23 protein-coding genes are annotated in these 25,968 nt (G+C 43.4%); 9 read left to right on the top strand and 14 right to left on the bottom strand.

What is annotated here, in order from left to right:
- Positions 1-9: 9 nt before the first annotated feature.
- The gene (locus JKJ11_RS09180) at positions 10-630 is read right to left on the bottom strand and encodes a LysE family translocator (RefSeq protein ID WP_038222142.1); all 621 of its coding nucleotides are present in this window, start codon (positions 628-630) and stop codon (positions 10-12) included.
- A 282-nt stretch (positions 631-912) separates the two neighbouring features.
- Here JKJ11_RS09180 and JKJ11_RS09175 point away from each other — a divergent pair, with 282 nt between their 5' ends.
- Positions 913-1,995 carry a TRAP transporter substrate-binding protein gene (locus JKJ11_RS09175; RefSeq protein WP_252038037.1) on the top strand — a complete coding sequence of 361 codons (1,083 nt, stop codon included), beginning with the start codon at positions 913-915 and terminating at the stop codon, positions 1,993-1,995.
- A gap of 49 nt (positions 1,996-2,044) precedes the next feature.
- Here JKJ11_RS09175 and JKJ11_RS09170 read toward each other — a convergent pair whose 3' ends face one another.
- The 9 genes from JKJ11_RS09170 to JKJ11_RS09130 form a co-directional block, all read right to left on the bottom strand.
- Positions 2,045-2,593 carry a DUF3124 domain-containing protein gene (locus JKJ11_RS09170; protein ID WP_006070696.1) on the bottom strand — a complete coding sequence of 183 codons (549 nt, stop codon included), beginning with the start codon at positions 2,591-2,593 and terminating at the stop codon, positions 2,045-2,047.
- Between the two features lie 177 nt (positions 2,594-2,770).
- Positions 2,771-4,855 (bottom strand): transporter substrate-binding domain-containing diguanylate cyclase, encoded by a 2,085-nt coding sequence (locus tag JKJ11_RS09165; protein WP_252038036.1) that lies wholly within the window; start codon positions 4,853-4,855, stop codon positions 2,771-2,773.
- 267 nt (positions 4,856-5,122) lie between these two features.
- Positions 5,123-6,331, bottom strand: a complete 1,209-nt coding sequence (emrD, locus tag JKJ11_RS09160) for a multidrug efflux MFS transporter EmrD (protein WP_124939770.1) — start codon at positions 6,329-6,331, stop codon at positions 5,123-5,125.
- Between the two features lie 192 nt (positions 6,332-6,523).
- Entirely contained in the window at positions 6,524-8,197 is a 1,674-nt protein-coding gene (locus JKJ11_RS09155) for a mechanosensitive ion channel domain-containing protein (protein ID WP_252038035.1), read from the bottom strand.
- A gap of 29 nt (positions 8,198-8,226) precedes the next feature.
- Positions 8,227-8,391 carry a hypothetical protein gene (locus tag JKJ11_RS09150; protein WP_006070692.1) on the bottom strand — a complete coding sequence of 55 codons (165 nt, stop codon included), beginning with the start codon at positions 8,389-8,391 and terminating at the stop codon, positions 8,227-8,229.
- A gap of 263 nt (positions 8,392-8,654) precedes the next feature.
- The gene (hpf, locus tag JKJ11_RS09145) at positions 8,655-9,011 is read right to left on the bottom strand and encodes a ribosome hibernation-promoting factor, HPF/YfiA family (protein WP_006070691.1); all 357 of its coding nucleotides are present in this window, start codon (positions 9,009-9,011) and stop codon (positions 8,655-8,657) included.
- 95 nt (positions 9,012-9,106) lie between these two features.
- Positions 9,107-10,387, bottom strand: coding sequence for an MATE family efflux transporter (locus JKJ11_RS09140; RefSeq protein WP_198558271.1), 1,281 nt, complete (start codon positions 10,385-10,387; stop codon positions 9,107-9,109).
- Between the two features lie 193 nt (positions 10,388-10,580).
- Positions 10,581-12,497: a monovalent cation:proton antiporter-2 (CPA2) family protein gene (locus tag JKJ11_RS09135; RefSeq protein ID WP_006070689.1), complete on the bottom strand. Its 1,917-nt coding sequence runs from the start codon at positions 12,495-12,497 to the stop codon at positions 10,581-10,583.
- Complete coding sequence (locus JKJ11_RS09130) at positions 12,494-13,132, bottom strand: NAD(P)H-dependent oxidoreductase (protein ID WP_198557871.1); 639 nt, start codon at positions 13,130-13,132, stop codon at positions 12,494-12,496. The genes JKJ11_RS09135 and JKJ11_RS09130 overlap by 4 nt, the downstream gene beginning before the upstream one ends.
- Before the next feature lie 164 nt (positions 13,133-13,296).
- Between JKJ11_RS09130 and JKJ11_RS09125 the strand changes: the two genes are divergently transcribed.
- The 6 genes from JKJ11_RS09125 to ihfA all read left to right on the top strand — a co-directional run bounded on the left by JKJ11_RS09125 (position 13,297) and on the right by ihfA (position 19,404).
- A complete protein-coding gene (locus JKJ11_RS09125; RefSeq protein ID WP_124939766.1) occupies positions 13,297-13,773 on the top strand; it encodes a GNAT family N-acetyltransferase in 477 nt (158 codons plus the stop codon).
- A complete protein-coding gene (locus JKJ11_RS09120; RefSeq protein ID WP_081836378.1) occupies positions 13,766-14,245 on the top strand; it encodes a GNAT family N-acetyltransferase in 480 nt (159 codons plus the stop codon). The genes JKJ11_RS09125 and JKJ11_RS09120 overlap by 8 nt, the downstream gene beginning before the upstream one ends.
- A gap of 66 nt (positions 14,246-14,311) precedes the next feature.
- Positions 14,312-15,007, top strand: coding sequence for a class I SAM-dependent DNA methyltransferase (locus JKJ11_RS09115; protein WP_252038034.1), 696 nt, complete (start codon positions 14,312-14,314; stop codon positions 15,005-15,007).
- Between the two features lie 192 nt (positions 15,008-15,199).
- Positions 15,200-16,183: a phenylalanine--tRNA ligase subunit alpha gene (gene pheS / locus JKJ11_RS09110; protein WP_252038033.1), complete on the top strand. Its 984-nt coding sequence runs from the start codon at positions 15,200-15,202 to the stop codon at positions 16,181-16,183.
- An 18-nt stretch (positions 16,184-16,201) separates the two neighbouring features.
- The gene (gene pheT / locus JKJ11_RS09105) at positions 16,202-18,589 is read left to right on the top strand and encodes a phenylalanine--tRNA ligase subunit beta (RefSeq protein WP_252038032.1); all 2,388 of its coding nucleotides are present in this window, start codon (positions 16,202-16,204) and stop codon (positions 18,587-18,589) included.
- Positions 18,590-19,110: 521 nt separating this feature from the next.
- A complete protein-coding gene (gene ihfA / locus JKJ11_RS09100; protein ID WP_006074250.1) occupies positions 19,111-19,404 on the top strand; it encodes an integration host factor subunit alpha in 294 nt (97 codons plus the stop codon).
- A 95-nt stretch (positions 19,405-19,499) separates the two neighbouring features.
- On the opposite strand, the gene JKJ11_RS09095 is transcribed toward ihfA, so the two are convergent.
- Entirely contained in the window at positions 19,500-20,276 is a 777-nt protein-coding gene (locus JKJ11_RS09095; protein ID WP_006074249.1) for a RelA/SpoT domain-containing protein, read from the bottom strand.
- A 230-nt stretch (positions 20,277-20,506) separates the two neighbouring features.
- On the opposite strand from JKJ11_RS09095, the gene JKJ11_RS09090 reads away from it, so the two are divergent.
- Positions 20,507-21,160: a thiopurine S-methyltransferase gene (locus tag JKJ11_RS09090; RefSeq protein ID WP_038230379.1), complete on the top strand. Its 654-nt coding sequence runs from the start codon at positions 20,507-20,509 to the stop codon at positions 21,158-21,160.
- A 101-nt stretch (positions 21,161-21,261) separates the two neighbouring features.
- On the opposite strand, the gene JKJ11_RS09085 is transcribed toward JKJ11_RS09090, so the two are convergent.
- The 3 genes from JKJ11_RS09085 to ppsA form a co-directional block, all read right to left on the bottom strand.
- Positions 21,262-21,633 (bottom strand): SpoIIAA family protein, encoded by a 372-nt coding sequence (locus JKJ11_RS09085; protein ID WP_062459627.1) that lies wholly within the window; start codon positions 21,631-21,633, stop codon positions 21,262-21,264.
- Between the two features lie 32 nt (positions 21,634-21,665).
- Complete coding sequence (locus JKJ11_RS09080; protein WP_006074245.1) at positions 21,666-22,364, bottom strand: toxin-antitoxin system YwqK family antitoxin; 699 nt, start codon at positions 22,362-22,364, stop codon at positions 21,666-21,668.
- 218 nt (positions 22,365-22,582) lie between these two features.
- Positions 22,583-24,976 (bottom strand): phosphoenolpyruvate synthase, encoded by a 2,394-nt coding sequence (ppsA, locus tag JKJ11_RS09075; protein WP_038222910.1) that lies wholly within the window; start codon positions 24,974-24,976, stop codon positions 22,583-22,585.
- A gap of 154 nt (positions 24,977-25,130) precedes the next feature.
- Here ppsA and ppsR point away from each other — a divergent pair, with 154 nt between their 5' ends.
- A complete protein-coding gene (gene ppsR / locus JKJ11_RS09070) occupies positions 25,131-25,964 on the top strand; it encodes a posphoenolpyruvate synthetase regulatory kinase/phosphorylase PpsR (protein WP_006074241.1) in 834 nt (277 codons plus the stop codon).
- The last annotated feature ends 4 nt before the right edge of the window (positions 25,965-25,968 follow it).

Genomic DNA, 25,968 nt, shown 5'->3' with positions numbered 1-25,968 from the left:
AGCCCATTTTTACCCAATAAACAACCAAACCCCAACACCACACATGAGTGTTCCCGCAATGCGGTTCATGGTCCGTACGTTGTTTGCATTACCCAATGTTCGTTTCAATCCTTTTCCGCCAGTCGCGTAGATAGTCATACAAACAAACTCACTGACCAAAATAATTCCGAGCATGATCGATACTTGTCCAAACATTGGCTTTGACTGGTCGATAAATGGGGGAAGAAGCGAAATCATAAATGCCCAACCTTTGGGATTGGCAATAGCGGTAACAAAGCCTTGAACGACTAGATCCCAATCTTTGTGTTCGGTTTGTTGTTCAACGTCAGAGGTGATGGCTAGTTTACCACGTGAGCGCCACATTTGGATGCCAAGATAGAACAGATAAGTTGCGCCGACGGCCTTAAAGACAGTGAATACTTCTGGGTATTTCAACATGACGGCAGCAATACCTAAGATAGCAGCAAGAGAAACGGCGGCAACACCGAGCAATTCACCGACCATCATCCACAACGTACGTCGGTAGCCAATACTCATGCCCATTGTAAGCGCCAGTGTCATGCACATTCCTGGGGTGATAGAAACAAAGAAAAATGTGGGGATGAATATTGAGAGTGTTGCCCAGTCCATAATGATGCTTATTAGAATATTTAACAATTTAGCTATTAATAACAGAGATTTCGTGACAGAACTATCAATTTGTTAAACAGAATGGAATATTTTTGGCTAGTGAAAGGTTGGAGTTAAATAGAGTCGTTAGACGATGTGAAGTATAAAATAGGGATAAACGGTTAAATATTAGGCGTAATGACTGCTTAAGAAAAATACACCCAAACGGTAACACTTTGACATACATAGTGTTTACATCCATTGTTGTTGAGCTATCCAATAACGTACATAGGAATCTAAGAAATGGAATTCACAAAAACCATTCGTCGACTGAGTACTATCGTCATTGCATCCCTCACTGCTGTGGCAACCTTTCAAGTGCAAGCTGACGATAAAGTTTACCGTTTAAAACTGGCAGAAACCTGGGGGCCTAATACACCAATTCTGGGTGACGCGAGTAAGAATATGGCAAAGTTAGCCAAAGAAATGTCGAATGGACGTTTAATTATTCGAGTCGACTCTGCTAACAAACACAAAGCTCCTTTAGGTGTGTTTGATATGGTTAAGTCTGGTCAATATGACCTTGGTCATTCAAGTTCATACTATTGGAAAGGTAAGGTCCCTAATACTCTGTATTTCTCATCGATGCCATTTGGTATGACAACGATGGAGCAGTATTCGTGGTTCTATCATGGTGGGGGTCTAGAACTCATGCAGCAAGTCTATTCACCGCATAATTTGTTGTCGTTTCCTGGCGGCAACTCAGATATACAGATGGGTGGTTGGTTTAAAAAAGAGATCAACACCGTTGAGGATCTGCAAGGTTTGAAGATGCGTATCCCTGGCTTTGCAGGTGAGGTGTTAGCGAAAGTTGGCGCGAAACCAACCAACATCGCGCCGGGCGAACTGTATACCTCATTAGAGCGAGGAACAATTGACGCATTAGAGTGGGTGGGGCCTGCCTTTGATTTACGAATGGGTTTTCAAAAAATCGCACCTTATTACTACACAGCATGGCATGAACCAGGCTCTGAAACTCAGTTCTTGGTCAACAAGAAAGTGTGGGAATCTCTGCCAGCAGATCTCCAAATCATTTTAGAAACTTCGTTCCGCGTTGCCGCGTTTGATATGTACACCCAAGCTTTGCATGAGAACGCGAACAGTTGGTCTAAGATGAGTTCAGAGTATCCGAATATTAAAGTCCGTTCTTTCCCGCCAGAAGTAATCAATGCCCTAAAAGCAGCAAATGAGGAACTACTTCAGCAGCAGGCGGCTAACGATAAATTGGCGAAAGAGATTCTCGATTCACAAGCCAATTATCTAGTGAAGATGCGTGAATGGACGAACATCTCACTTCAAGCTTATCTAAACGAACAGGCCAACTAGTTACAGTGGTTATATTGAAAAAACACCCCGCATTATGCGGGGTGTTTTTTTATAGAGGAGCTCGACTAGTGAATGAAATATCCTTTCCATGGCCAGAGCCAATCATGACCGCTTCAAAAATAGGGGCTGACGCTTGGTTTGGGTTCGACCATTCGATTAAGAAATTAGCCCCTGCGCCTCCACTGACTTCACGCTTTTCAACCAAGTATTCAGAACTGGACATTGCCTCAAGTTTGTAACCTTCGGAGACAAACTGACGAACAAGTTGGCCGTTGGTGTCATAGTAATTGATGCTATGGATATTAATACTTGAGTTAGGGTCAGTGTTACGTACAACTAAGGTGCTTTCCAGCAATACGGGTTTACCACCATCGGTATAAATATGTGAATAGACAGGAACATAAGAGCGAGCGGTATCACCAAGACTACCATTTGTTGCTTTTAGAGAAGTTCTTTCTATTTGTTGTGCCTGATGGCTAAGCTTCTCTTCTATCGTATCAACAGACTTCACTAGAGTACCAAGATAGATAGCGAGTCCGATAACAAGTATGGTTGAGATAATGGACACGAATTGGCTAGCATTTTGTTTTGCAGTCATAAAGTCTCCTGTTTTGTTTATTTCACTAAAACTATTATATTCGCAATCTCTTGCTAGGTGTCATAAATTGCTTCAAATCAGGGAGTTATGAGAGAGGTTTTCTGTTAGCAATTGTGTTTTTTTGAGGGGGGAGTCTTTTCTAAGAAGCATGTTGGAATAAAGGTTAAGCAGTTTTACTTATCCTTTGGGAACATCACGATGTGAGCGTTTTTTGGGGTCATGAACGATAGCAAGATCTCTGAGTTTAGCCTCATCAATAATGACACTTCGGATCTTGTCATTACGCTTAGCTTCGTACATAGCGAAGTCTGTATAGATAAGCAACTGCTTGATACTTAACTCACTAGTGTCTGGTAAGAAGACTCCAACAGAGGCATACAGCGTCAATACAACCCCGGAACCGCGCACTATAAACGGATAGCTTTCTAGTTGGTCTAATATTGTTCTGAGTTCATTAGGGTCGAATTCAGTGATGGCAACGAACTCGTCACCACCGATCCGGTAAATTTGACCATCAATGGTTTCTTTCAAACGTTTGGCGTAGCAACGTAATACTTGGTCACCGACCGTATGACCATAAGTGTCGTTAATGTGTTTAAAGCGATTAAGGTCGATGTAAATTAGTCCGTGGCCTTTTTCTAGAGCCTGTTTACGGATACGGTTTAAAGCATGACGATTTTTAAGTTTAGTCAGTGCATCATGATTGGCGCGATGATTAGTTATGTAACCGAAGAAAAAGGTCACTAGCACTAGCAGCGCTAACAGTGTATTGATGATATTTAATCGACGTTTGTCACTCTCTTTTTCATTCAGTTCACGCCAGTTTGCTGGTGGCTGATAACGGCGGTTGATTGAGTTGGCGTCGATAAAGTCTAAGGTTCTATTAAACAACTGAGCGAGAATCTCGCCACGCTCAGTTTTAGGAAACCCAAAACTCAACTCAGATTGATAAAAAGGGCGAAAGTAACGGTCTTGTGTCACGTTGGTTATATTGTGTTCGTACAATAATGTGTCTAACGTAACTTGACTGGTAATGGCGTAATCGACCTCTCCGGTAGTGAGCGCGTTAATGAGCTTTTCAGTATTGCTATAGTAAACCAGAGTTTTGTTGGGCAATGAACGTCGAGTGATGGAGGCAAACACATCGTTTTCCACTACACCGACTTTTTCCGCGAACAGTTCGGAAATATGTCGGTAGACTTCTTCTTTGTAACCAACACGCTTGGCGATGGCACCATGAATAGAAGCGTAGGGACGACTGAAGTTTAGTATACGTTGACGGTGTTTTATGTCAGCAATAGGAGTCGTCACGTCACGTTCACCCAAAGTGAGCTTTTGCAAAGATGCTGACCACGATTCTGTAGGATCGTAGACCATTCGGCATTTTAGTTGATTGAGTTTGCAAATTTGCTTTGCAAACTCAACAGAAATACCCTCTGGTTGTCCATTCGCTCCTGAAAACACATAAGGTGGGCGAGGGTTAAGATAGATCTCAATAATAGAGTCTAGGTCTAACCCACTGGAGTTAACTTTGTGTCTCAGTTGTTTAATGGCAATTTCGGTAATGTAACTGTCGATGTAACGACGAATTTCTTTCTGGACAGAGTCTTTTGCAATAATGTCGCTAAAAGCCGCCAATAGTGGTTTGTTCTGTTGTTTGTTGGTAATAATGGATACAGGTGGAATGGAGACTTGGTCGTTGATCGAGGTTGCTTTAAACCCCGCAGATAAAAAGCTCTCTAATTGTAGGAAAGTGCCAATATAGCCATCTATATTACCAGCCAATAAGCTCTCAAATGCAACGTCATTGTCATTGAACCCCAATACACGTTTGTCTGGATAGTATCTCTGAATTATGTCGTTAAACGCTGTTCCCATTGTTGTTCCAATGACATGCATTTCATCAAACGACTCGCCACCTTTGTTAAATAAATAGGTTGGCTCAATGTTGATTGGCTCAGAGAAGATGAATCGTGAAGCTCGACTCTTGGTATAGGTAATATTAGCGACAAAGTCTATTTTACCGTCTTCAACAGCATCTAATCGCTCACCAAATACAGGATAGTCTGCGTACTGAAAAGAGAAATTGGATTGTTTTTCAATAGTAGAAAAAATAAAACGGGCGATAAAGTCTCGTTCATGAGCCGCGACAATATAGGTATCAGACTGAGCTAGAGTAACGTGCGTGGCTCCTAGTAATACGATCAAAACAACCATGCGAGTGAGCATGGTTTTAAGAGTGAGCACACATTTAAGTTTCAACTCCAATAACTCCTTCCTTGGGGTGAATCAGAGGTACAGACATAGTTTAATAATAGATATGAAGAATACAACGTTAACTGGCTGAATTAAAAATAAAAGCTGGTTTATTTTCGAAAACTGAGAAGGGCGTGTTGCTCTTTGAATGAATAGCGCATGATTAAAAGAAAGTTGAAGTTTGAGTAAGTGCTCTTATGAGGGGCAAAGCGACGGACGAAGGCTCTTAAAAAGGCTACCTTAGACTGAGGTAGCCTTTGTTTCTTTTCTAATTTAAACCATTACCGCATCGTCGGCGTTATCTGGACCATTGTCGCGCTTGGCGATATGCAAACCCCACATAGCTAACAACGCCATGATCAACATGATTACGCCCAGTGGTAGCTGGCTAGTAGCGGGTATAACAGATGCGCCTAAGGTTGCTAAACCAGCACCGAGATTTTGCATACCCCCTAACACAGCTCCACCTGTTCCCGCGTGGTTTGGGAAAGGGGTTAAGGCACCTGTAGTTGCAGCAGGGAACAAAACACCTGCGCCAAGGAAGTAAACGGTAGAGCCGATGGTAAGTGTCCAAGCGTCGGTCGAGCCTTGTAATCCAGGCACAAGGACGACCGCTGAGCCTACAAGTATCGAAACCAAACCAAACTTAAATGCTGCGTTGTTACCATACCGTTTTGCGATAATGGAAGAGAACCCAGCACCAAGTAAATAACCTGGAATTGGTAATACAAACAGGATGCTTACCGTCAGTGCCGAAAGCTTTAAAACACCACCAAACAACACACCAGCAGCGGCTTCAAACACGGCAACACCTGCAAAGGTAGCAACTAAGCAAATGACATAGCCCTGAAAACGCTTGTCAGAAAGCACAAATCGGTAGTTATCCATCGCCGAACTTTGGCTACGTCTCTCAACTGGTAGAGTTTCGACCAGTTTGGAAGCCATGACTATGACTACTGCAACAGCAAACAGAGTCAGAAAAAGGTAGCTAGAGCGCCAACCCATAGTTTCAGTTAACACGCCACCAAGAACGGGGGCGAGCAGCGGTGAAAAGATCACGCACATACTAATGATGCTGTTGGCTCTGTGTAATTCTTCGCCTGAAAAGCAGTCACGAGAAAGAGTTCGTGACATTGCGCCGCCACTACCAATTCCCGCTCCTTGAATGAAGCTGCCTAGTAGAAAGAGTTCAAAAGAATGTGCAAATAAGCTTACGAGCGCTCCAATTAGATAGATAACAAGACCAACGATAATTATTGGCTTGCGACCTAATCGATCCGACAGTGGACCATAGATGAACTGGGACAAACCATAGGGAATTAAGTAACACGCCATTACTGCCTGCAGCATCGCTGGATTAACGCGGAACTCTTGCGCCATTTGCCCAATTGACGGTACGTACATTGTCTGGGTCATTTGGCCAACGGCAGTCAAAATTGCGATTAAAAAGGTCAGCCTAGCTAATGGGTATTTGGATGCCATTTCGTTTTTGTCTCGTCTCTGCGTGGTTCGTGCTTTTTGTTGTTCAAATTCGCCACTGTGGGCGGTAGGGCGCAGATATTAGAGTTTGAAATAGAATCAATCAATAGAAAAGTGTGATGGCAATCACGATAAATATTTTGATTTTCCATAACTAAAACTAATGCGAACTTCGGTTGAAGTTCGCATTGGTGGTTATTTGCTTGCGACTTGAGTGACCAGGTCTAGTGTTGTGTTTTGAGCGAGGTCATGTTGATATACGTGAACGTCTCTTTGTGGGAAAGGAATACTGATCCCATTGCGGTCCAGTTGTTTCTTCACCTCTTCGGTCACTTCCCAATATACATCCCAATAGTCTTCTGTTCGTACCCACGGTCGAACAATAAAATCGACAGAGCTTTCATTAAGTGTATGTACATAGATCATCGGCTCTGGAGATTTAAGTACTTTCGGGTGCTGCTGCAAGATGTCAGAAAAGACCTGTTTCGCATGATCTATATCGTCGCCGTAGCCAATACCAAAGGTCATATCAACACGTCGAGTTTTCTCTGCGGTAATATTATTGATAGTATCGCCCCAAATCTTATTATTCGGAATGACTAATCTTTGATTATCAACAGTCCGTATGGTCGTTGATACTAAGCTCATATGGCTCACTGTTCCTGATATGCCGGCAACCTTGACCAGATCTCCTACATCAAAAGGACGATAGATGAGTATCATCATGCCAGACGCAAAGTTAGACAAGGTATCTTGTAGTGCAAAACCAATAATTACACCCGCCACTCCAAAACCAGTCAATAGCGGTCCTAACTCTATACCAAGCTGTGATAAGGCTATAAGCAGCCCTAGAGCCGTTACTCCTTTTTGTGCCATTGAAACAAAGAAATCTTGCATCAAAACACTGAATTTCATTGTTGAATGGCTAACGCTCTTCCTAACCGCCTTACCAACAATTTTAGCGAACGAACGTGACAACCAGAGTATGACACCAAAGACGAATATCTTCACAATTAGTGACGGAGTATGCTCCATCGCCCAATCTTTAAATGCGCCTAACCACTCTTTCATGAGCCCGACAATTACGCTGAAATCGAGAACGTCCGTGCTAATATCCCCCGTTACAGTGAATAACAGCTGTTTATACTCTGTAGTGTCAACACCGTAGTTTTCCAACAGGGTAATACTGGACTCTAAGCTAAGAATAAGTAAATTAATCTGACCAGAAATTCGGATCCCATCTTCTTGCAATCCTGCTTTACCGTCTTCCGGTACGTAAGCAAGTCGGTCATTAATGTCACTTAGTTGGCTATCTAAGAAAAGAACAGAGTTATATAAAAAGTCAGCACGTTTCTGTAAGTCTTGCTCTAATTGAGTTTCCGCTTTTGAAATGTCTACCCCTAATTCAGCGGCCCAAGATAACGTGGTGGACAGATCAGCATAATACTCATCCATCGCGGTAATACGTTTTTGCATTGCAAACTGAACGGCATCTTTTTCAGTGTCGCTCGCAATTTTGGATGCGTCGGAAAGTCGTTTAAGGTCTTGGTCGTTTGCCGCGAGTAATGTTTGTAAGAGGTGAATTTGTTGTGTAACAAGCTGCTTGTTCTCATCTACTTGGTTTTTATGTTGCAACTGTTCCGCAAGTGATTGTCTCAACGCGTCGTTTTTTCTGTCGATAATACTCTCTTCGAAACGGTTAAGTTCAGCCTGCTTTTGTAATGTATTTATGTCCTGTTGAAGTGCATCCATTTGCGCGAAGAGTGGGCTTGCAGTACCTACAGATGTGGCATGTCTATCTTCGGCTAGCGTAACAGGAGAGGCACATCCAATTGCCAATGCTAAAACAAGAGTTAATTTGCTTTTCATTCGCTGTCTCTGGTTGAGTTGATGTTGGATTATCGCTTAGCGATCCATGAGTAGGTTTTTTTAGCAAGCCATACTCCGGCTTTGGCTATCGCTGTGATTAGCGTAAAAAGAAAGGAAGCAATAGATGAGATTAACTCCCCTGTGCCAACCATCAGTTTGTAAGTGTCAGTGTGTTGAAATTCTCTATATGTCATATCGTGCCTCCTAAAGCGTTAAGCACATAGTAATGACAACGCATTATTGAATTTGTCATTTTGCGCCATTGTGGTCAGAAAGGAGCGAACTTTAGAGAAATGCTGAGCTGGGTTCGATATTGTTGGCAATAAAGCAGATATTTAGAATAGAAAAGTCAGTGTAAGAATTTATGAATGGGAATGGATAAGTTATTGAGCTGCAATAAGTTTTCGAGTTAAAGCCGGCTAAGAGCCGGCTTTTTAGGTTGTATTTAAAGAGTAGGCTAAGTGAGTTTCATTTCTTGAATGATGTCTGACGCGATCTCTGGTTTGGTGCTCGTCGGTTTGGCGTGCAAGTCAGTTTTTAGTTGTCCTTTTCGGTTTCGCAAACCTGCTTCAAGCTTCTTCAACGCTGCGGAAATGGCTGGGTACATAATATCGTGGGTGGCTTTAGCTGATACTCTCACACCCTCATAATTGGTGAAAATTTCCACTTCGTGTTGGCCATGCTCTTTCTTGATAATGATGTCACAGCTGATCAACTGAGGAAAGTGAGCTGATACTTTGTCAAATTTGTTTTCAATCTCTTGACGAGACTCTTCGCCAATTGAAACGTGGTGGGTCTGAACGTTTATTTTCATTAATTGTACCTCTCCTTTCACTACGTCTTTTAAACGTAGCAAAGGAGGGCTATTTTGACAAAAATAGTTAGTACAAATGGAATAGAAATTGAGCCTTATTTAGAAAGGGACTTTTCTAATTGCGTTAAAGAATAACTGTATGTGAACCAAGCGCTTAGACCCGCAAGGACATTTCCGACCAAAGCGCCCCAAAAGAGTCCTTCGATTCCTCCAAACTGTGACCCTAACCACAAGCAAGGCAAGAAGAACGCAAATAAACGAAGCGCTGAAATGGTCAAAGCGGTTTTTGCTTTGCCAAGCGCATTGGATATAGACACCATTAACATACAGATGCCCAAAGGCCCAAGGCTGAAAGGGACTAAAATAAGATGATAATTGAGGATCTGTTGTACATTGTCTTCGCTGGTCATCAGTATTGATAAGTGACCTGCAAACAAGTAAGTGATAATGGCGACTAAGAGTTGGAACGCAAGAATATAACTTACGGCAAGGTTGACGAGTTTTTTGATATCTGTAAGGTTTTTAGCCCCCAATAGCTTACCGACCATAGGCGGCATAGACATGGTCAAAGCTAATACGGTTACAATGGCAAAAAACTCGTAACGAGAGCCCAGTGCCCATGCAGCTACTGCAGCAGTACCAAATGTTGCGAGTAGTTTAGTAGCCAACATCGAGGAAAGCGGGGGAAGTAATTGACTGACCATCGCGGGTGCCATAATTTTCCATATCGACTTCAAACTGTTTACTACATTGACATCTTTCCAATCAAACGATGCCCAATTCTTATTGACCACTTTCGGTGCGACGAAAGCGATACCAATACCAAAGGCGACGATAGTCGCGATTGCCGCGCCATTGATACCCAAATCAAAGGTAAAGATAAACAGTGGATCGAGAATTAAGTTAATGATACTCGTGGCGACCATCATCATTCCTGGTAGAACCGTATTCCCATTAGCGCGACAGACGCTGTAGTAGAAGTACAGCACCGCACCAACCCAAGAGCTTAGAAGCCAATAAGGCCAATAGCTGTCAATTACTGGATAGACAGATTCGGGTGCACTTAACAAGGCGAGGATTGGGTGTCGAATTAGCCAAATGAGTACGCCAATTGCCGCAACGCCTAAGCTACCGAAAACAAGGATCAACCCCCCTAATTGTTTCGCGTAAGACTCGTCATTGGCCCCCAAAGCACGAGAAATGATTGCCGTTGTAGCGATACCAAGGCCTACTTGGATACCAATAATGACCATTTGCATCGGCAATGTAAAACCTTGAGCAGCGAGAGGTAATACGCCTAGTTGTCCGATAAAGGCACTATCGACTAATTGAAAGCTCATAAGGGACAACACACCCAGCACCATAGGAAGGGTCATGTTGAACAATTGTTTGGCTAACTGTTTTGAATCTTTATCCACGTTGTTCTCTTTATTTGTGCCTATTTACTTATCATTGTGTACTTGCGAAAAAGGAGAGACGGACTAAATGCCCGTCTCTGTTAACATCATAGCTTATGAGCCCATTAGTTACAGGGGGCTAAACAAAGCAAAGATTAATGTTACTTACGCTTTATTCCTCGAACTTATCCGCATAACCTTTTGGAGGTGGTGTCCATCCACGCTCGCGAGAATGTTTGTCATTTCGATCGACTTGCATGGCATCCTTTATGAAGCCTTCCAATTCAATGAATAAGTCACGGTAGTTGTTATCGTAGCGTTCTTCACCATCAGCACCGTCTGCCCAAGCTTTATATAGTCGGTCGGATTGTTTGTCTTCAATCGTCTTATAGATGGATTTCTGCTGTTCAATAAAGAATGGGTGAAAGCCAAGACATTTCATGGTTTTAGCACCAAGCTCTAAAGCTGAATGGTAGGTTTCAGACTCTATATAATCTGCGCCGGCTTGCCTTAGTTGGTAACCGTGCCCTCTGTCGAATGCTCGAGTAAGAATTTTGACGTGAGGGTACGTATGTTTAACGTATTTTACAAGCTCAACATTGGTTTCTTGATTATCAATAGCAATAACAAGCAGTTTCACATCTTCGATTCCTGCAGTATGCAGGATATCTGGCTTGGACGCGTCACCAAAATAAGCTTTGGTGCCAATTTGGCGCATGTTATCGACTTGTTCAGCACGTACGTCTAGTACCACCGTCTTCACATCATTGGCGACCAAAAGACGATTGACGATTTGCCCAAAGCGGCCAATACCCGCAATCAAGACAGTGCCTCGCTCTTCAACTGTGTCGGCCTCACGGTCATTACTGTCTTTCTCAAATTTAGGCAAGATGACTTTATCAAACAGAATAAACAGACCAGGAGTTAAGAACATAGATAAAGCAACAACCAGTGATAGTGTTTGGGCGATATCGGTAGGCAATACATGATTCTGAACCGAGAAGCTTAACAGAACAAAACCAAACTCACCGGCTTGAGCAAGACTCAAGGTAAATAACCATCGGGCACTATCTTTGATTTTGAAAATCATCGCGAGTACGTACAGCACTGCTGCCTTTAGGAGCATTACGCCCAAAGTTAAACCGATAATGACAAAGAAATCGTCAAATAGGATACCGAAGTTAATACCAGCGCCAACGGTAATAAAGAACAAGCCTAGGAGAAGCCCTTTAAAAGGGTCAATATTTGACTCCAGCTCATGTCTAAACTCGCTGTTGGCCAATACGACACCTGCCAAAAATGTACCAAGGGCAGGAGATAGACCGACCAAGCTCATTAAGGCTGCAATACCAATAACAAGCATAAGCGCAGTAGCTGTAAAGATTTCTCTTAATCCAGATGATGCGACGAACCTAAACAAAGGTCTACTAAGATAATGACCACCAACGACGACCACCGCAATTGACGCAGTAATGACTAATCCATAAGCCCACCCTGGAAGTCCAGCTACCAAGCTTAATTCGTCATGATGCTCAGCCGCCTGCGCCGCGGCATTTTGCGCTTGTTCAACTAGTTCTGGCAAGGCGAGTAAGGGGATAAACGCCAACATTGGAATTACGGCAATGTCTTGAAATAGCAAGACTGAAAATGCACTCTGGCCACCTTCTGTTTTCGACAGTCCTTTTTCATTAAAGGTTTGCAGAACAATTGCAGTCGAAGAAAGAGCAAAAATAAGGCCAATAGTCAGCGCAACGCTCCAGCTTTGTCCGAGCATCAGTGCTATTCCCATAACCGCTGCTGCTGTGCCACCAACTTGAATGCCGCCAAGACCGATAAGTTTATGACGCATGCCCCAAAGCATCTTAGGTTCTAGTTCTAGGCCAACTAAGAACAGCATCATAACGACACCAAACTCAGCGAAATGTTGAATGGTAGTAGTTTCTTCGCCCACGAGGCCAATAATAGGTCCAATAACCACCCCAGCAATGAGGTAACCAAGTACAGATCCCAAACCTAAGCGCTTAGCAATAGGTACTGCGATGACGGCGGCTATAAGATAAACGAAAGCCTGGAGAAAGTAACCGGTCATGATGCGTCCTTATCTGATTCGATAGCCTGTTCTTGTGGCCAATAATGGTTTAGTTTTTCGAGAGGTTTTGCTCGTTCGATATCGAACGAGCTGGTAACAAGCAGGTTTAAAAGCGTTTTCCAACGCTCTCTATGCTCCGGTATACGTCGCTCTTCTTGAGCTGTACGTGAACCAAAAAGGCAGAAAGGCGGTAAATAGGTCATGCCCGTCAAACTAGCAGTCTGTTCTAATGGTTGGAGTAGTTCTCTAATAGTGAAATGGTTGTAGCCTTCTGTTTGATAAGCATCTGCCTTACCGCCAGCAGAGATTGCACATAAAAAAGTCTTACCATGCAGTGCTGTGCCATCTTGCCCATAAGCAAACCCATACTCTAATACCAAGTCTTGCCATTCTTTAAGGATAGAAGGCGTTGAGTACCAATAGAGAGGGAATTGAAAAATAACAATATCGTGATCAATTAATCGTTGTTGCTCTCTATCGATATTAATGTTGTAAGTTGGGTACTCATAATACAGATCGACCGCGGTGACTCCTTTAATGGATTGGGCATCTCTAAACATGGGAGCATTGACCTCTGAGCGTCTCTGAGATGGATGTGCGTACAGCACCAGCACTTTGTTATTTTTTTCGGGCATAATGGCTTCCGGATAGCTTCATCTATGAGTTTTAATATCTAGTACACAAAAAGATATTTTTCAATTGGTTACCGTCTAGTAACCTTAACATTGAACCCCGTTAAACATCTTTAGCTTGCTACTATTAATTGCGAGAATTAACGGTCACATAAAGGAGTCTAGATATGCGATTGTCGGTTAGAGCAGCGACGCAAGACGATGCAAATGAGTTATTGGAATTATATCGGCAAACAATTCGCACTGTAAATCGCAATGATTACAATGAGATGCAGATTAGAGCATGGGCTCGTGATGAGTTAGAGACATCCGCTTTTGAAGCGTATATTGCTCGATGTAAGCCTTTTGTGGTGACAAACCAAACTCAAATACTGGGTTATAGTGATTTACAAGCCAATGGACTAATAGATCATTTCTATTGTCACCACCAAGCACAGAGGCAAGGGGTAGGGAGTGTGTTAATGCAGACCATTATGAATAAAGCGCGAGAAGCTGATATTTGTAGGCTGTACTCCTATGTGAGCATTACAGCAAAGCCGTTTTTCCTTCATTTTGGCTTTAACGTAGTGCGACCAAACCAAGCAGACATTCGTGGCGTCGTGTTAGATAACTACCTGATGGAAAGAGTATTAAAAGATGAATAACTCGATGTTTGAAGTGAAAGAGATTGCTCAAGAACAGTTACCGTTGGATATTTTGTTATTGGCTGACCCAGAGGAAGCCGCGATTAACGTTTATCGAGGCCGATGTCATGCTTTTGCTGTGTTTATGCAAGATAGGTTGATTGGGGCAACGTTAATTGAAGTGGATAAGGTTAATGGTAAAGCTGAACTGTTCAATATCGCAACCTACCCAGAGTACCATGGCAAAGGATTTGGCGGAGTTCTACTTGATGAAACATTAGCGAAGTTAGCGAGCCGAGGTATTAGAATTGTCGAATTAGGAACAGGTACATTTGGTTATCAACTCTCGTTTTATCAAAAGCATGGTTTTCGAGTAGAGAGAGTGATTAAAGACTTCTTTCTCGATAATTATGATGAACCGATCTTCGAACACGGTATTCAACACAAAGACATGTTACGCCTAGTTTGGCGAGCAGAAGAGATTGACGAGTAGTCATAGTAACGGTAGATTGCGCGACCCGAATGTGGAATTAATGGTTTGATAGTTGGAGGTATTTATATGGGTGAAATGTATACAAAACATGCAGAAAAGTACGCAGATGCGATTGAAAATAACGCGTATAACGGCCTTTATGAGCGTCCTTCAACACTAGCTTTGGTGGGTGAGGTAAACAACAAAGCGGTATTGGACCTAGGGTGTGGTCCTGGTGTTTATGCGCAGCACTTTGTTAATCAGGGGGCGAAAGTAACCGCTGTCGATCTCTCGGAACAAATGGTTCAAATTACTAAACAAAAACTAGGTGACGCTGTAACATGCTATGCGCAAGATCTATCTGATGGACTTCCTAAAGAAGCCGACGATAGTTATGATTTTGTTGTTTGCCCTTTAATGGTGCACTACCTTGAAGATTTGGTACCTCTTTTTAAAGAGGTACATCGTGTACTCAAACAAGGTGGACAGTTCATTTTCTCTACCCATCACCCACTTGTTGATTTTGAAGATAACGCTTTTAACAACTATTTTGCAGTAGAGCGTATCATCGAAGATTGGAATACCGTTGGCGAACCCGTAGAGGTTTCATTCTTTAGACGTTCGTTTACTAACTTGTTTGATAGCTTAGCTGAAAGTGGTTTTACTCTCGACAAGTTTTCCGAAGGTCAACCTGATCCCGCGATGAAAGAAGTATCACCTGAGACATTCAATAAACTTTCACGTCGTCCAAACTTCATTTTTATTCGCGCAAACGCGAATTAACCATTGCCGAATATCGGCAAATGGCCATCGTTTCCGGTGTGATTTCTGCTAAAAGGGCAAAAAACGAGTTTTTTTTGCCCAATAACCCGTTCAAATTACAAATCAATTTGGCATTAGCGGCGGGTTTTATTAGTATGTACAGCTATCAAAAAACACCCTTATGGATACTACCGGACGGTAGACGAGGAAACGATGCAACATCTAGAAGAGATCATTGCTAACGCGAGCGCAGCGATTGAAGCTGCAAACTCGCTAGTCGCACTTGACGAAGTGCGTGTTCAGTATCTAGGTAAGAAAGGTGAGCTAACCGCTCAACTTCAAAGCCTAGGTAAACTACCACCAGAAGAACGCCGCAGTGCTGGTCAAGAGATCAACAAAGCAAAAGGCGTAGTTCAACAAACGATCGCTGCTCGTAAAGATGCACTACAACGTGCTGAACTTGAAGCAAAACTTGCAGCAGAGACAATCGACGTTACACTACCAGGTCGTCGTATCGAGAACGGTGGTCTACACCCAGTTACTCGTACTGTTGAGCGTATTGAACAGTTCTTTGGTGAGCTAGGCTTTAACACTGAGTCTGGTCCAGAAATCGAAGATGCATTCCACAACTTCGATGCACTAAACATCGCAGAAGACCACCCAGCTCGTACTGACCACGATACTTTCTTCTTCAACCCAGATTTGATGCTACGTACTCACACGTCAGGCGTTCAAATTCGTACGATGGAAAATGGTAAACCACCATTCCGCTTCATCGCACCTGGCCGTGTTTATCGTAACGACTATGACCAAACTCATACACCAATGTTCCACCAAGTGGAAGGGATGCTAGTTGACGAGAATGTAAACTTCGCTCAGCTAAAGGGCATTCTGCATGACTTCCTATGTAACTTCTTCGAAGAGGAAGTTGAAGTTCGTTTCCGTCCATCTTATTTCCCATTCACCGAGCCTTCTGCTGAAGTAGATGTAAAAGGCAAGAACGGCAAGTGGCTTGAAGTTCTTGGCTGCGGCATGGTTCACCCGAACGTACTTCGTGCTGTTGGCATTGACCCTGAGAAATACTCTGGCTTCGCGTTTGGTATGGGCGTAGAGCGTCTGACAATGTTACGTTACGGCGTAAATGACCTGCGTGCGTTCTTCGAGAACGACCTTCGTTTCCTAAAACAGTTCAAGTAATCCAGAGGGTTCATCACAATGAAATTCAGCGAATCATGGCTTCGTGAGTGGGTAAGTCCTTCGGTTACGACTGACGAGCTTACGCACCAAATTACAATGGCTGGTCTTGAGGTAGACGACGTACTACCAGTAGCTGGCTCTTTCACTGGCGTTAAAGTAGGTAAAGTGGTTGAGTGTGGTCAACACCCAGACGCAGATAAACTACGTGTAACAAAAGTTGATGTTGGCGCAGAAGAACTGCTAGACATCGTTTGTGGCGCTCCTAACTGTCGTGAAGGTCTTAAAGTAGCAGTAGCAACCGTTGGTGCTGTCCTTCCAGGCGATTTTAAAATCAAGAAAGCGAAATTACGTGGTCAGCCTTCACACGGCATGCTTTGCTCATTCACTGAGTTGGAAATCGACGTTGAGTCTGACGGTATCATGGAACTTGCAGAAGACGCTGTTATCGGTACTGATTTCCGCGACTTCCTAGGTCTTGATGACGTAACGGTAGACGTAGACCTAACAGCTAACCGTGCAGACTGCTTCAGCATTCGTGGTTTAGCTCGTGAAGTAGGTGTTCTAAATCGTGCTGATGTGACAGAGCCAGCAGTAAACGCGGTTGAAGCGTCTATTGCAGATGTTGCTTCTATCGAAGTGAAAGCGCCAGCAGCGTGTCCTCGCTACCTAGGTCGTATCGTTAAGAACGTGAACGTTCAAGCTGAAACGCCACTGTGGATGCAAGAAAAACTGCGCCGTTGTGGTATTCGTTCAATCGATCCAGTCGTTGACATCACTAACTACGTTCTACTAGAGCAAGGCCAACCAATGCATGCATTCGATCTAGCGAAGATCGAAGGTGGCATCGTGGTACGTATGGCGGAACAAGGTGAGAAGCTAACACTTTTAGACGGTACTGAAGCAGAGCTTAACGCAGATACTCTAGTTGTTGCTGATCACAATAAAGCACTGGCAATTGCTGGTATCTTTGGTGGTGAAGAGTCTGGTGTTACCACTGAGACTAAAGACGTTCTGCTAGAATGTGCATTCTTCGCACCTGACCACATCCGTGGTCGTGCTCGTAGCTACGGTCTTCACACCGATTCTTCAATGCGTTTTGAACGTGGTGTGGATTTCGCACTTCAGACAGGTGCAATGGAGCGTGCAACAGAACTTCTTGTTGAAATCTGTGGCGGTGAAGTAGCACCAGTTGTTGGTGTAGAGTCAGAAGCTGACCTGCCAAAAGCAAACACAGTAGCACTGCGTCGCACTAAGCTAGATGCGCTACTTGGCCATCACATTGAAGATGCGGACGTTGTTGAAATCCTTGAGCGCTTAGGCTTGACTGTTGAGGCATCAGAGTCTGGTTGGACGGCGACAGCACCAACATGGCGTTTCGATATCGCTATCGAGCAGGACCTGATTGAAGAAGTTGGTCGTATCTACGGCTACGATAATATTCCAAACCAGCACCCAGCAGCAGCACTTAAGATGCACAACCATGTTGAAGCGGATCTGCCTCTTAAGCGTGTTCGTAACCTGCTTGTTGACCGCGGTTATCAAGAAGCCATCACTTATAGCTTCGTTGAACCAGAGCAGCAAAAGCTAATCGTTCCTGACGTTGAGCCACTCGTCTTGCCATTCCCAATTTCTGCGGAAATGTCAGCAATGCGTCTTGGGTTGATTCAGGGCCTACTTAACACGGTTGTTCACAACCAGAAGCGTCAACAGCCACGTGTTCGCCTATTTGAGTACGGTTTACGTTTCATCCCTTGTGAAACTGCAGAAAACGGTATGCGCCAAGAGCCAATGCTTGCTGGTGTTATTGCTGGTACACGCAGCGAAGAGCATTGGGATATTGAAACTAACACAGTTGACTTCTTTGACCTTAAAGGCGACCTAGAAGCGATCCTAGAACTGTCAGCAAACGAGAAAGCATACTCATTTGCTGCAGCGAAACACCCAGCGCTTCACCCAGGTCAGTCTGCGGCAATCGTCGTAGATGGCAAAGAAGTTGGTGTAATTGGTACTGTTCACCCAGAGCTTGAGCGTAAGTTTGGTCTTAATGGCCGTACTATCGTGTTCGAAATTGAATGGTCTGCAATTAACTCTAAAGTGATTCCAGAAGCGGTACAGCTTTCTAAGTTCCCTTCAAACCGTCGAGATATTGCAGTTGTTGTTGATGAAGCTGTAGCTTCAGGTGACATCGTTGCTGCGTGTCTAGAACAGGGTGGTGAGTTCTTGAAAGACGCGAAACTGTTCGATGTATACGTCGGTAAAGGTGTTGAAGAAGGCAAGAAGAGTCTTGCCATCGCACTAACGTTGCAATCAGTTGAACGTACTCTAGAAGACGCAGATATCGCTGGTGCGGTGGATACAATCGTTGCTCACGTATCTGAGAAGTTTGGTGCTTCACTGCGTGACTAATTATTAGTTATTCACTTAGCTAAGTGTTCGAAAAGCGAGTCAATTTAATTGGCTCGCTTTTTTTTGTTTAATCACATAGAACTGATGCAACCTAAAAATATAGCTCTTTATACACTAGATTGTATAACTTTCTGTCGAGCGGGTTAAACGTGTTTCATATTGACTGGCATCTGCAACTTACTGTTTTTATAAGATAAATGCTGTAAAACTGTGGTCTGCGTTAGGTATTTTGTAATTTGTTGTTATTTTATTTATATCTGATATATCGAAGATAATTGAAATATATGACTGTGGTTGGGCTCTGTGTGCTGTTGAAACTTTTGTTTTGTGCTATTAAAACGGTAACTTGCTAATAGATAAGAAAATATCCTGACATTTCCATGATATAAAAAAGTTGGCGAAAATCAGAAGGTTGGCTTACACTTTTCAAAGTTAGACCGTTATGTTGTTGATTGGTCAAACGAAATGTTTAGCGCTATCGCTGTGATAGTAAGGTTTAAATTAGCTTTGAGGGGAGTTTTATGGCGCTCACAAAAGCCGATCTGGCTGAGAACCTATTTGAGAAACTCGGATTCAGTAAAAGGGATGCCAAGGAAACGGTAGAAGTATTTTTTGAAGAAATCAGAAAATCACTCGAAAGTGGCGAACAGGTAAAACTGTCGGGTTTTGGTAATTTTGACTTGAGAGACAAGAATGAACGTCCTGGTCGAAATCCTAAGACTGGTGAAGATATTCCAATTTCTGCTCGACGCGTAGTTACATTCCGTCCCGGCCAAAAACTGAAGGCACGAGTCGAGAACATCAAAGTAGATTAAGTTCTTACTTTAGAAAACAAAAAGACCACAATATGTGGTCTTTTTGTTTTTTTGTCGATGAATTTACTCGTTAAAGAGTCAAGACTAAAGCGACACTATGCCGCTTTAATATTGGTAGTAATGTATGGCTGCCACGCATTTTGATAAAGCTCTAGAGATTGTCTTCTTAAGCTGGTGATTTGCGCAGTTTCAATATCGTTTAAGCTACGATCTTGTGAGGCTGCGTTGCGCTCGATGCCTTGAATTATCTCATAAAGATCATGCTCTGGACCGCTTTTCACGTCGGCAATGGCTTTCAAGTGAAGCTGAACTTCTGCAATGATTCCGGTCTTAGGAAGTTGAACCAAAATATTCAAGTCACGGTAGCCAGAAGGCGCAGGACTCTTGAAGCGGTTTTTAACACGAACGACTTTGGCTTCGCGATTGAGAGTTTCATAAGCACCTACAAGACCTTCAACATCATCAGCTACGATTGTGCCACGAGCTAAGTCGGTGATTTGATTTACTTCACCATTAAGTTCAGTACGGATTTTTTCCTGTGCACGGTCATAAGATTTCACGCCTGCGAAATAAGCGTCAGTACCAGTAAGTAGGGCGGTAGTTTTACACAGCGACTCTAATTCGTGCTGAGCTTGGTGGGCTTTGCTATACAAGATATCAAAGTCAGAATGCGGTTGAAGTGCGTTGCTGTTAACAGCATCAATGCCATATAAGCCACTTAGGCTATGTTTGAATACAGATGGACAAACTTCGTTCTGTTCTTGGTTTCCTTTTGAAGTAGTTGAATCGGATTGATTAAGCGTTGCCGCAAATGCAGGTGCGCGGCTGAGTACCAATAGCATTAGTGCTGCGGTACGAAGAAACATGCTCATTCTCTCTCCTAGTTACGTTACGAAAACGGTATGCAAAAAGGACGATAACGTTCAGGAGTTGCACTACCTATAGTATGGGGACTAACTTACCGAACCCAACCTAAAAACACGAAACAGTGTTTGATGTGTGACCTAAGTCTCGCAATAAAGTTACCTTCAGAGGCATGACTTTTTGTCCTCATTCTGTAAACTCTACGTTAATGATTATCCACACCGAATATGAACGATAAATGAACGATTTTGAATTGTGGCATGATAAATGGGCATCGAATAAAATTGGCTTTCATCTGGAAGATGTGAACCCGTTACTTATCAAATACTGGAACCAAGTAAAACCAAACCGCACTGATGGTGTTTTTGTGCCGCTTTGTGGTAAATCTGAGGACCTTGTTTGGCTAGCACAGCGCCACGATAGCGTTCAAGGTGTAGAGCTCAGTCAGATCGCTGTACGTGCCTTTTTTGCCGAGCATTTCTATACGCCAATGGTCACTCCAATTAATGGCCAATTTGAGTTGTATCAGTTTGACGAGTTAGATATTTACGTAGGTGACTATTTCACAGCTCCTATACGACCTGTAGAGCTTATCTATGACCGTGCTGCACTCATCGCGATGCCGGAAGAACTAAGAGCTTTATACGTCGAGAACTTGAAGCGCTCTCTAATGCCGGGTGGTCGAATCCTATTGATTACACTTGATTATGTCCAAGCTGAAATGTCCGGGCCTCCGTTTAGTGTTCCGTCGAGTGAAGTAAAGGCATACTTTGGTGAAGAATACCGTTTAACGTTGTTGGAACGGGATGAGGCAGACGATAATCATCGTCGCATAAAACAAGGCTTAACTCGATTTGCTGAAGAGGTTTGGCTTATTGAGCACCTAGATTAATGAGTGCAAGCAGCTTAGCCTGACCAAGAAAGCCAGACCCTAAGGATCTGGCTTTCTTATTTACTGTCTGTGGACTTTCAATGATCTTACGTTGAATGCGACTACTTGGGAGCTTGAATCCAATTCCAAGCTTGTTCAAAGTCGGCTGAGGCGAATGCTTTTTCTTGAATATCAAACATTCGAGCGATAATAGCATCCGCATTCACCAGCCAAGTAATAACCTTGCTGTCAGCAACGATTGCTACTTTTTCGATTCGTTTTAGATTTGTCAGTGTCCAGACAATGTCCTTAAATCCTGCCGCAAGCGACCAGTTAGCACTTTCATCAAGTATTGCCATCACACTTATTCTTTCATGTTCTGCCAATAGCTTGTCTACCTCAGCGATAATGTGTTTTTCTTGCACTAAATCGACGTTGTCATCAAATTCAATGACCAGTATATCTGGGCGTGGTGATGGTAGGGTAGTAAACATAAGCATCTCCTCCGAAAGGCTAAACTGATGGACTAGGATTTATTATCAAACCAATGCTGTTCAGAGACCATCTTGTTATCTTTGACGGTTACTTCATATTGTTTCTGTCCATCAGGTGCGTATTTGGTCACGATGCCATCATTGATGTCACCTTGATCGTAAGTTGCTTCGTAAGCTTTGTTTCCATTTGGATAGTAGCTAATGGCTAGACCGTCTTTCTTGCCTGAATCATAGTTTTCAACTGATCGTGGTTGGCCATTCTCATACCAAGAAGATAACTTACCTTGCAGTTCGCCATCATCATACTTCGCTGAGACAAGTTTTTGACCATTATAGGACCACTCATCGAAAGCGCCATTTAATACGCCTCCTTTATATTCTGCATCGACTTTCAACTGTCCATTTTCATACCACTGTTTCCAATCTCCGTCTGCGAGACCGTCCTTGTAATTGATGGTAGAAGAGACCTGACCATTTGGATAGTAAGTGGTTTCTGCACCTACGGCTTTACCGTTAGCAAATCGGACATGAAGTGCGTTTTGCCCGGAGTTATATTTGCGTGTAAGTTCACCGGTGAAAGGTGTGGTTTCGTTTACTTGGTAAGCGATACCGTTTCTAACTTGAACGTAGTCAACGGAATTTTCAGTATCTTGGGCAGTTGACTCGGTGGCATAAGCACCAACAGATACACAGGTAAGTACACCCGCAACAATTGCAATGGATTTTCTCATAGCGTTACCTCATATGTAGAGCTTTGGTCTGCCTATCCAGAATAGGCTTGAGATAGCGCAATTAAAAAGTGAAAAAGTCGACAAGTATTATTGCAAAAATAAAACGGAACCTTTGGTTAAAACACGTGACTAACGTGCTCAAAACTATCTAAAACAGGCGTTCTGCTAACAAAAAAGCCAGAGCAAACAGCTCTGGCTTAGTCATAACGTGTAGCTATTTATTGCTTAGCAACATTACCCAATTTCAACCAGGTATCAATAACAGTATCTGGGTTCAGGGATACTGAGCTGATGCCTTGTTCCATTAGCCATTCTGCTAAATCGTCATGGTCGGAAGGGCCTTGACCACAGATGCCGACATATTTGCCTGCTTGTGTTGCTGCATCGATAGCCATTTTCAACATCGCTTTGACTGCTGGGTTACGTTCGTCAAACAGATGTGCCACGTCTCCAGAATCTCGGTCTAAGCCAAGTGTTAATTGTGTCATATCGTTTGACCCGATGGAGAAGCCGTCAAAATACTTAAGGAATTCGTCAGCTAAAACTGCGTTTGAAGGCAGTTCACACATCATAATGACCTTAAGACCTTGTTCTCCACGGCGCAGTTCAAACTTAGCCAGTAAGTCGATAACTTGGGCAGCTTCGCTTGGTGTTCGCACGAATGGAATCATGATTTCAACGTTCTTCAGGCCCATTTCATTGCGTACACGTTTTAATGCGCGAGTTTCTAACTCAAAGCAATCTTCGAATACCGGTGAAATGTAGCGAGACGCACCGCGGAAGCCAAGCATAGGGTTTTCTTCGTGTGGTTCAAATGCTTTACCACCGACGAGGTTGCTGTATTCATTCGACTTAAAGTCAGACATACGAACAATCACACGTTTAGGCCAGAAAGCAGCGGCAATCGTAGCAATACCTTCAGTGAGTTTGCTCACATAGAAATCGATCGGGTCATCGTAGCCGCGAATGCGCTGAGTAATTTCAGCTTGTAGCTCTGGAGATTGCTGGTCGAAGTTAAGTAGGGCTTTCGGGTGAATCCCTATCATTTTGTTAATGATAAACTCAAGACGTGCTAGACCTACGCCCTCATTAGGGATTTGAGCGAAGTCAAAGGCACGATCTGGGTTACCAACGTTCATCATTACTTTAGTCGGTAGAAGAGGCAATTCGTCAACGGCTGAGCGTCGTACTTCAAACTCAAGCTCTCCCTGATAAACGTAGCCCGTTTCGCCTTCTGAACAAGAAACAGTTACGGTCGCGCCATTGGCAAGGCTATCTGTTGCGTTACCACAACCAACGATAGCTGGGATACCTAGTTCACGAGCGATGATTGCAGCGTGGCAAGTACGGCCGCCTCGGTTGGTGACAATTGCCGAGGCCTTTTTCATGACAGGTTCCCAGTCAGGGTCGGTCATGTCAGTCACTAGCACGTCTCCTTCTTGAACCAGTGACATCTGGTCAAGTGAATCTACCAATCTAACTGGACCTGTACCGATGCGTTGGCCAATAGCACGGCCTTCGACTAACACGTCTGCTTTGTTGTTCAGTTGGAAACGTTCGATGACATTTTGTTCACTTTGAGAGCATACTGTTTCTGGGCGTGCCTGAACGATGTAGAGCTTGCCATCAATGCCATCTTTTGCCCATTCAATGTCCATTGGACGCTGGTAGTGCTTTTCGATGATCATCGCTTGTTTAGCAAGTTCTTTGATTTCTTCATCAGTTAGCGAGAACTGGTTACGCTCTGCATCAGACGTGTCAATGATGTCGACCTGTTTACCAATTTCTTGATTGTTGGAGTACACCATTTTAATGAGTTTGGAGCCGAAGGTCTTTTTAACAATCGGTGCTTGTCCTTGTTCAAGAAGCGGTTTGTGGACGTAAAACTCATCTGGGTTAACGGCGCCTTGAACGACCATCTCACCTAGACCCCAAGCCGATGTAATGAACACGACTTGGTCAAAGCCAGATTCAGTATCTAAGGTGAACATCACGCCGGATGAGGCTTGATCAGAACGCACCATACGCTGAATACCAGCCGATAGTGAGATACCGCGGTGGTCAAAACCTTGATGGACACGATACGAAATCGCACGGTCATTAAATAGCGAAGCGTATACGTGTTTAGTGGCTTCAAGAACGGCCTCGATGCCTTTTACATTTAAGAATGTTTCTTGCTGGCCAGCAAATGAGGCATCTGGTAAGTCTTCCGCAGTCGCAGAAGAGCGAACTGCTACAGATAGCTCTGTGTTACCTTCAATGAGTTCTTGGTAATTTTCTCTAATGTCCTGCTCTAGGTCAGCAGGGAATGGGGCTTCTAATACCCATTGACGGATGGTCGCGCCTGTCTTACGCAGTGCGTCAACATCATCAACATCAAGTTCGTCTAGTAGGCCATGAATGCGCTCATCCAATCCTTCGAAATCGAGGAACTGGTTGAAGGCATAAGACGTCGTCGCAAAGCCATTCGGTACTGACACTCCCGCATTAGCAAGATTGGAAACCATCTCGCCCAGTGAAGCATTCTTACCGCCGACCTTATCGACATCGTCCATGGACAGGCCATTGAACCAAAGGGTGTTGTTTTGTTGCATGTCTATCTCCAGAAACATTGCAGCTGTAGGATATAGCAATCGATTACGTATTCAGTAAAAAAATAGTTAACTATTTTTCAAAACTGTGGGGGAACGTTATTGAATGCTAGGGTTTGTTATCGATATTATGTAATGCATCCTACTTAAATTTTTTTGAAAAATTAAATAAAAAATGAAAAATAATGGTCAAAGTCGTGACGTGTTCTACGTTTCTGACGGAACAGCGATTACTTGCGAGACATTGGGACACGTGGTTTTAGGACAGTTTCCGTTCACTGCGAATGAGAAAACGTTTCCATTTGTCGAAAGCGCACATAAGCTTGATGAACTCATTAGGGAAATTAATCAATCTTATGAACGCAACGGTGTAAAACCGTTAGTGTTTTTCTCCATTGTTGTACCTGAAATTCGCACAGGTCTTATGCAGTCTTCTGCGTATTGCTACGATGTGTTGGAAAGTATAGTGGCGCAAGTGAAGGACGATTTGCAGCTAGAACCGAAACCTAAATTGCAACGTTCTCACAGCGTGGGGAAGGATACGGATAAGTACTTTGATCGTATTGCAGCAATTGAATATACCCTTGCTCACGACGATGGGATTTCACTCAAGAACCTTGATCAAGCTGATATAATACTGCTCGGTGTCTCTCGTAGCGGCAAAACACCAACAAGTCTTTATCTAGCCATGCAATTCGGTTTGCGTGTGGTGAATTATCCTTTTATCGATGACGATATTAAGCGTCTTCGATTGATGCCTGAATTTGAAATTCATCGTCACAAACTGTTTGGTTTAACCATTGATCCTGAGCGTTTAACTGAAATACGAGAAAATCGATTGGCAGGCAGTGATTACGCAAGTACTGAGCAGTGTCTTCAAGAGCTGGCAAGTGTGGAGTCTTTATTTAGACGAGAAGCAATTCCGTACATCAATACGTCTTCATTATCCGTTGAAGAAATTTCAACCAGAATCCTCGAAAGAGCTGGGCTAAAACGCCGAGTGTTCTAGAAAA

Origin of the sequence: Vibrio sp. SCSIO 43133 (genome assembly GCF_023716845.1) — a bacterium.
Lineage (GTDB): Bacteria > Pseudomonadota > Gammaproteobacteria > Enterobacterales > Vibrionaceae > Vibrio > Vibrio mediterranei.
Note: the sequence above shows the minus strand (reverse complement) of the source record. Positions and strands in the feature narration are given on the sequence as shown.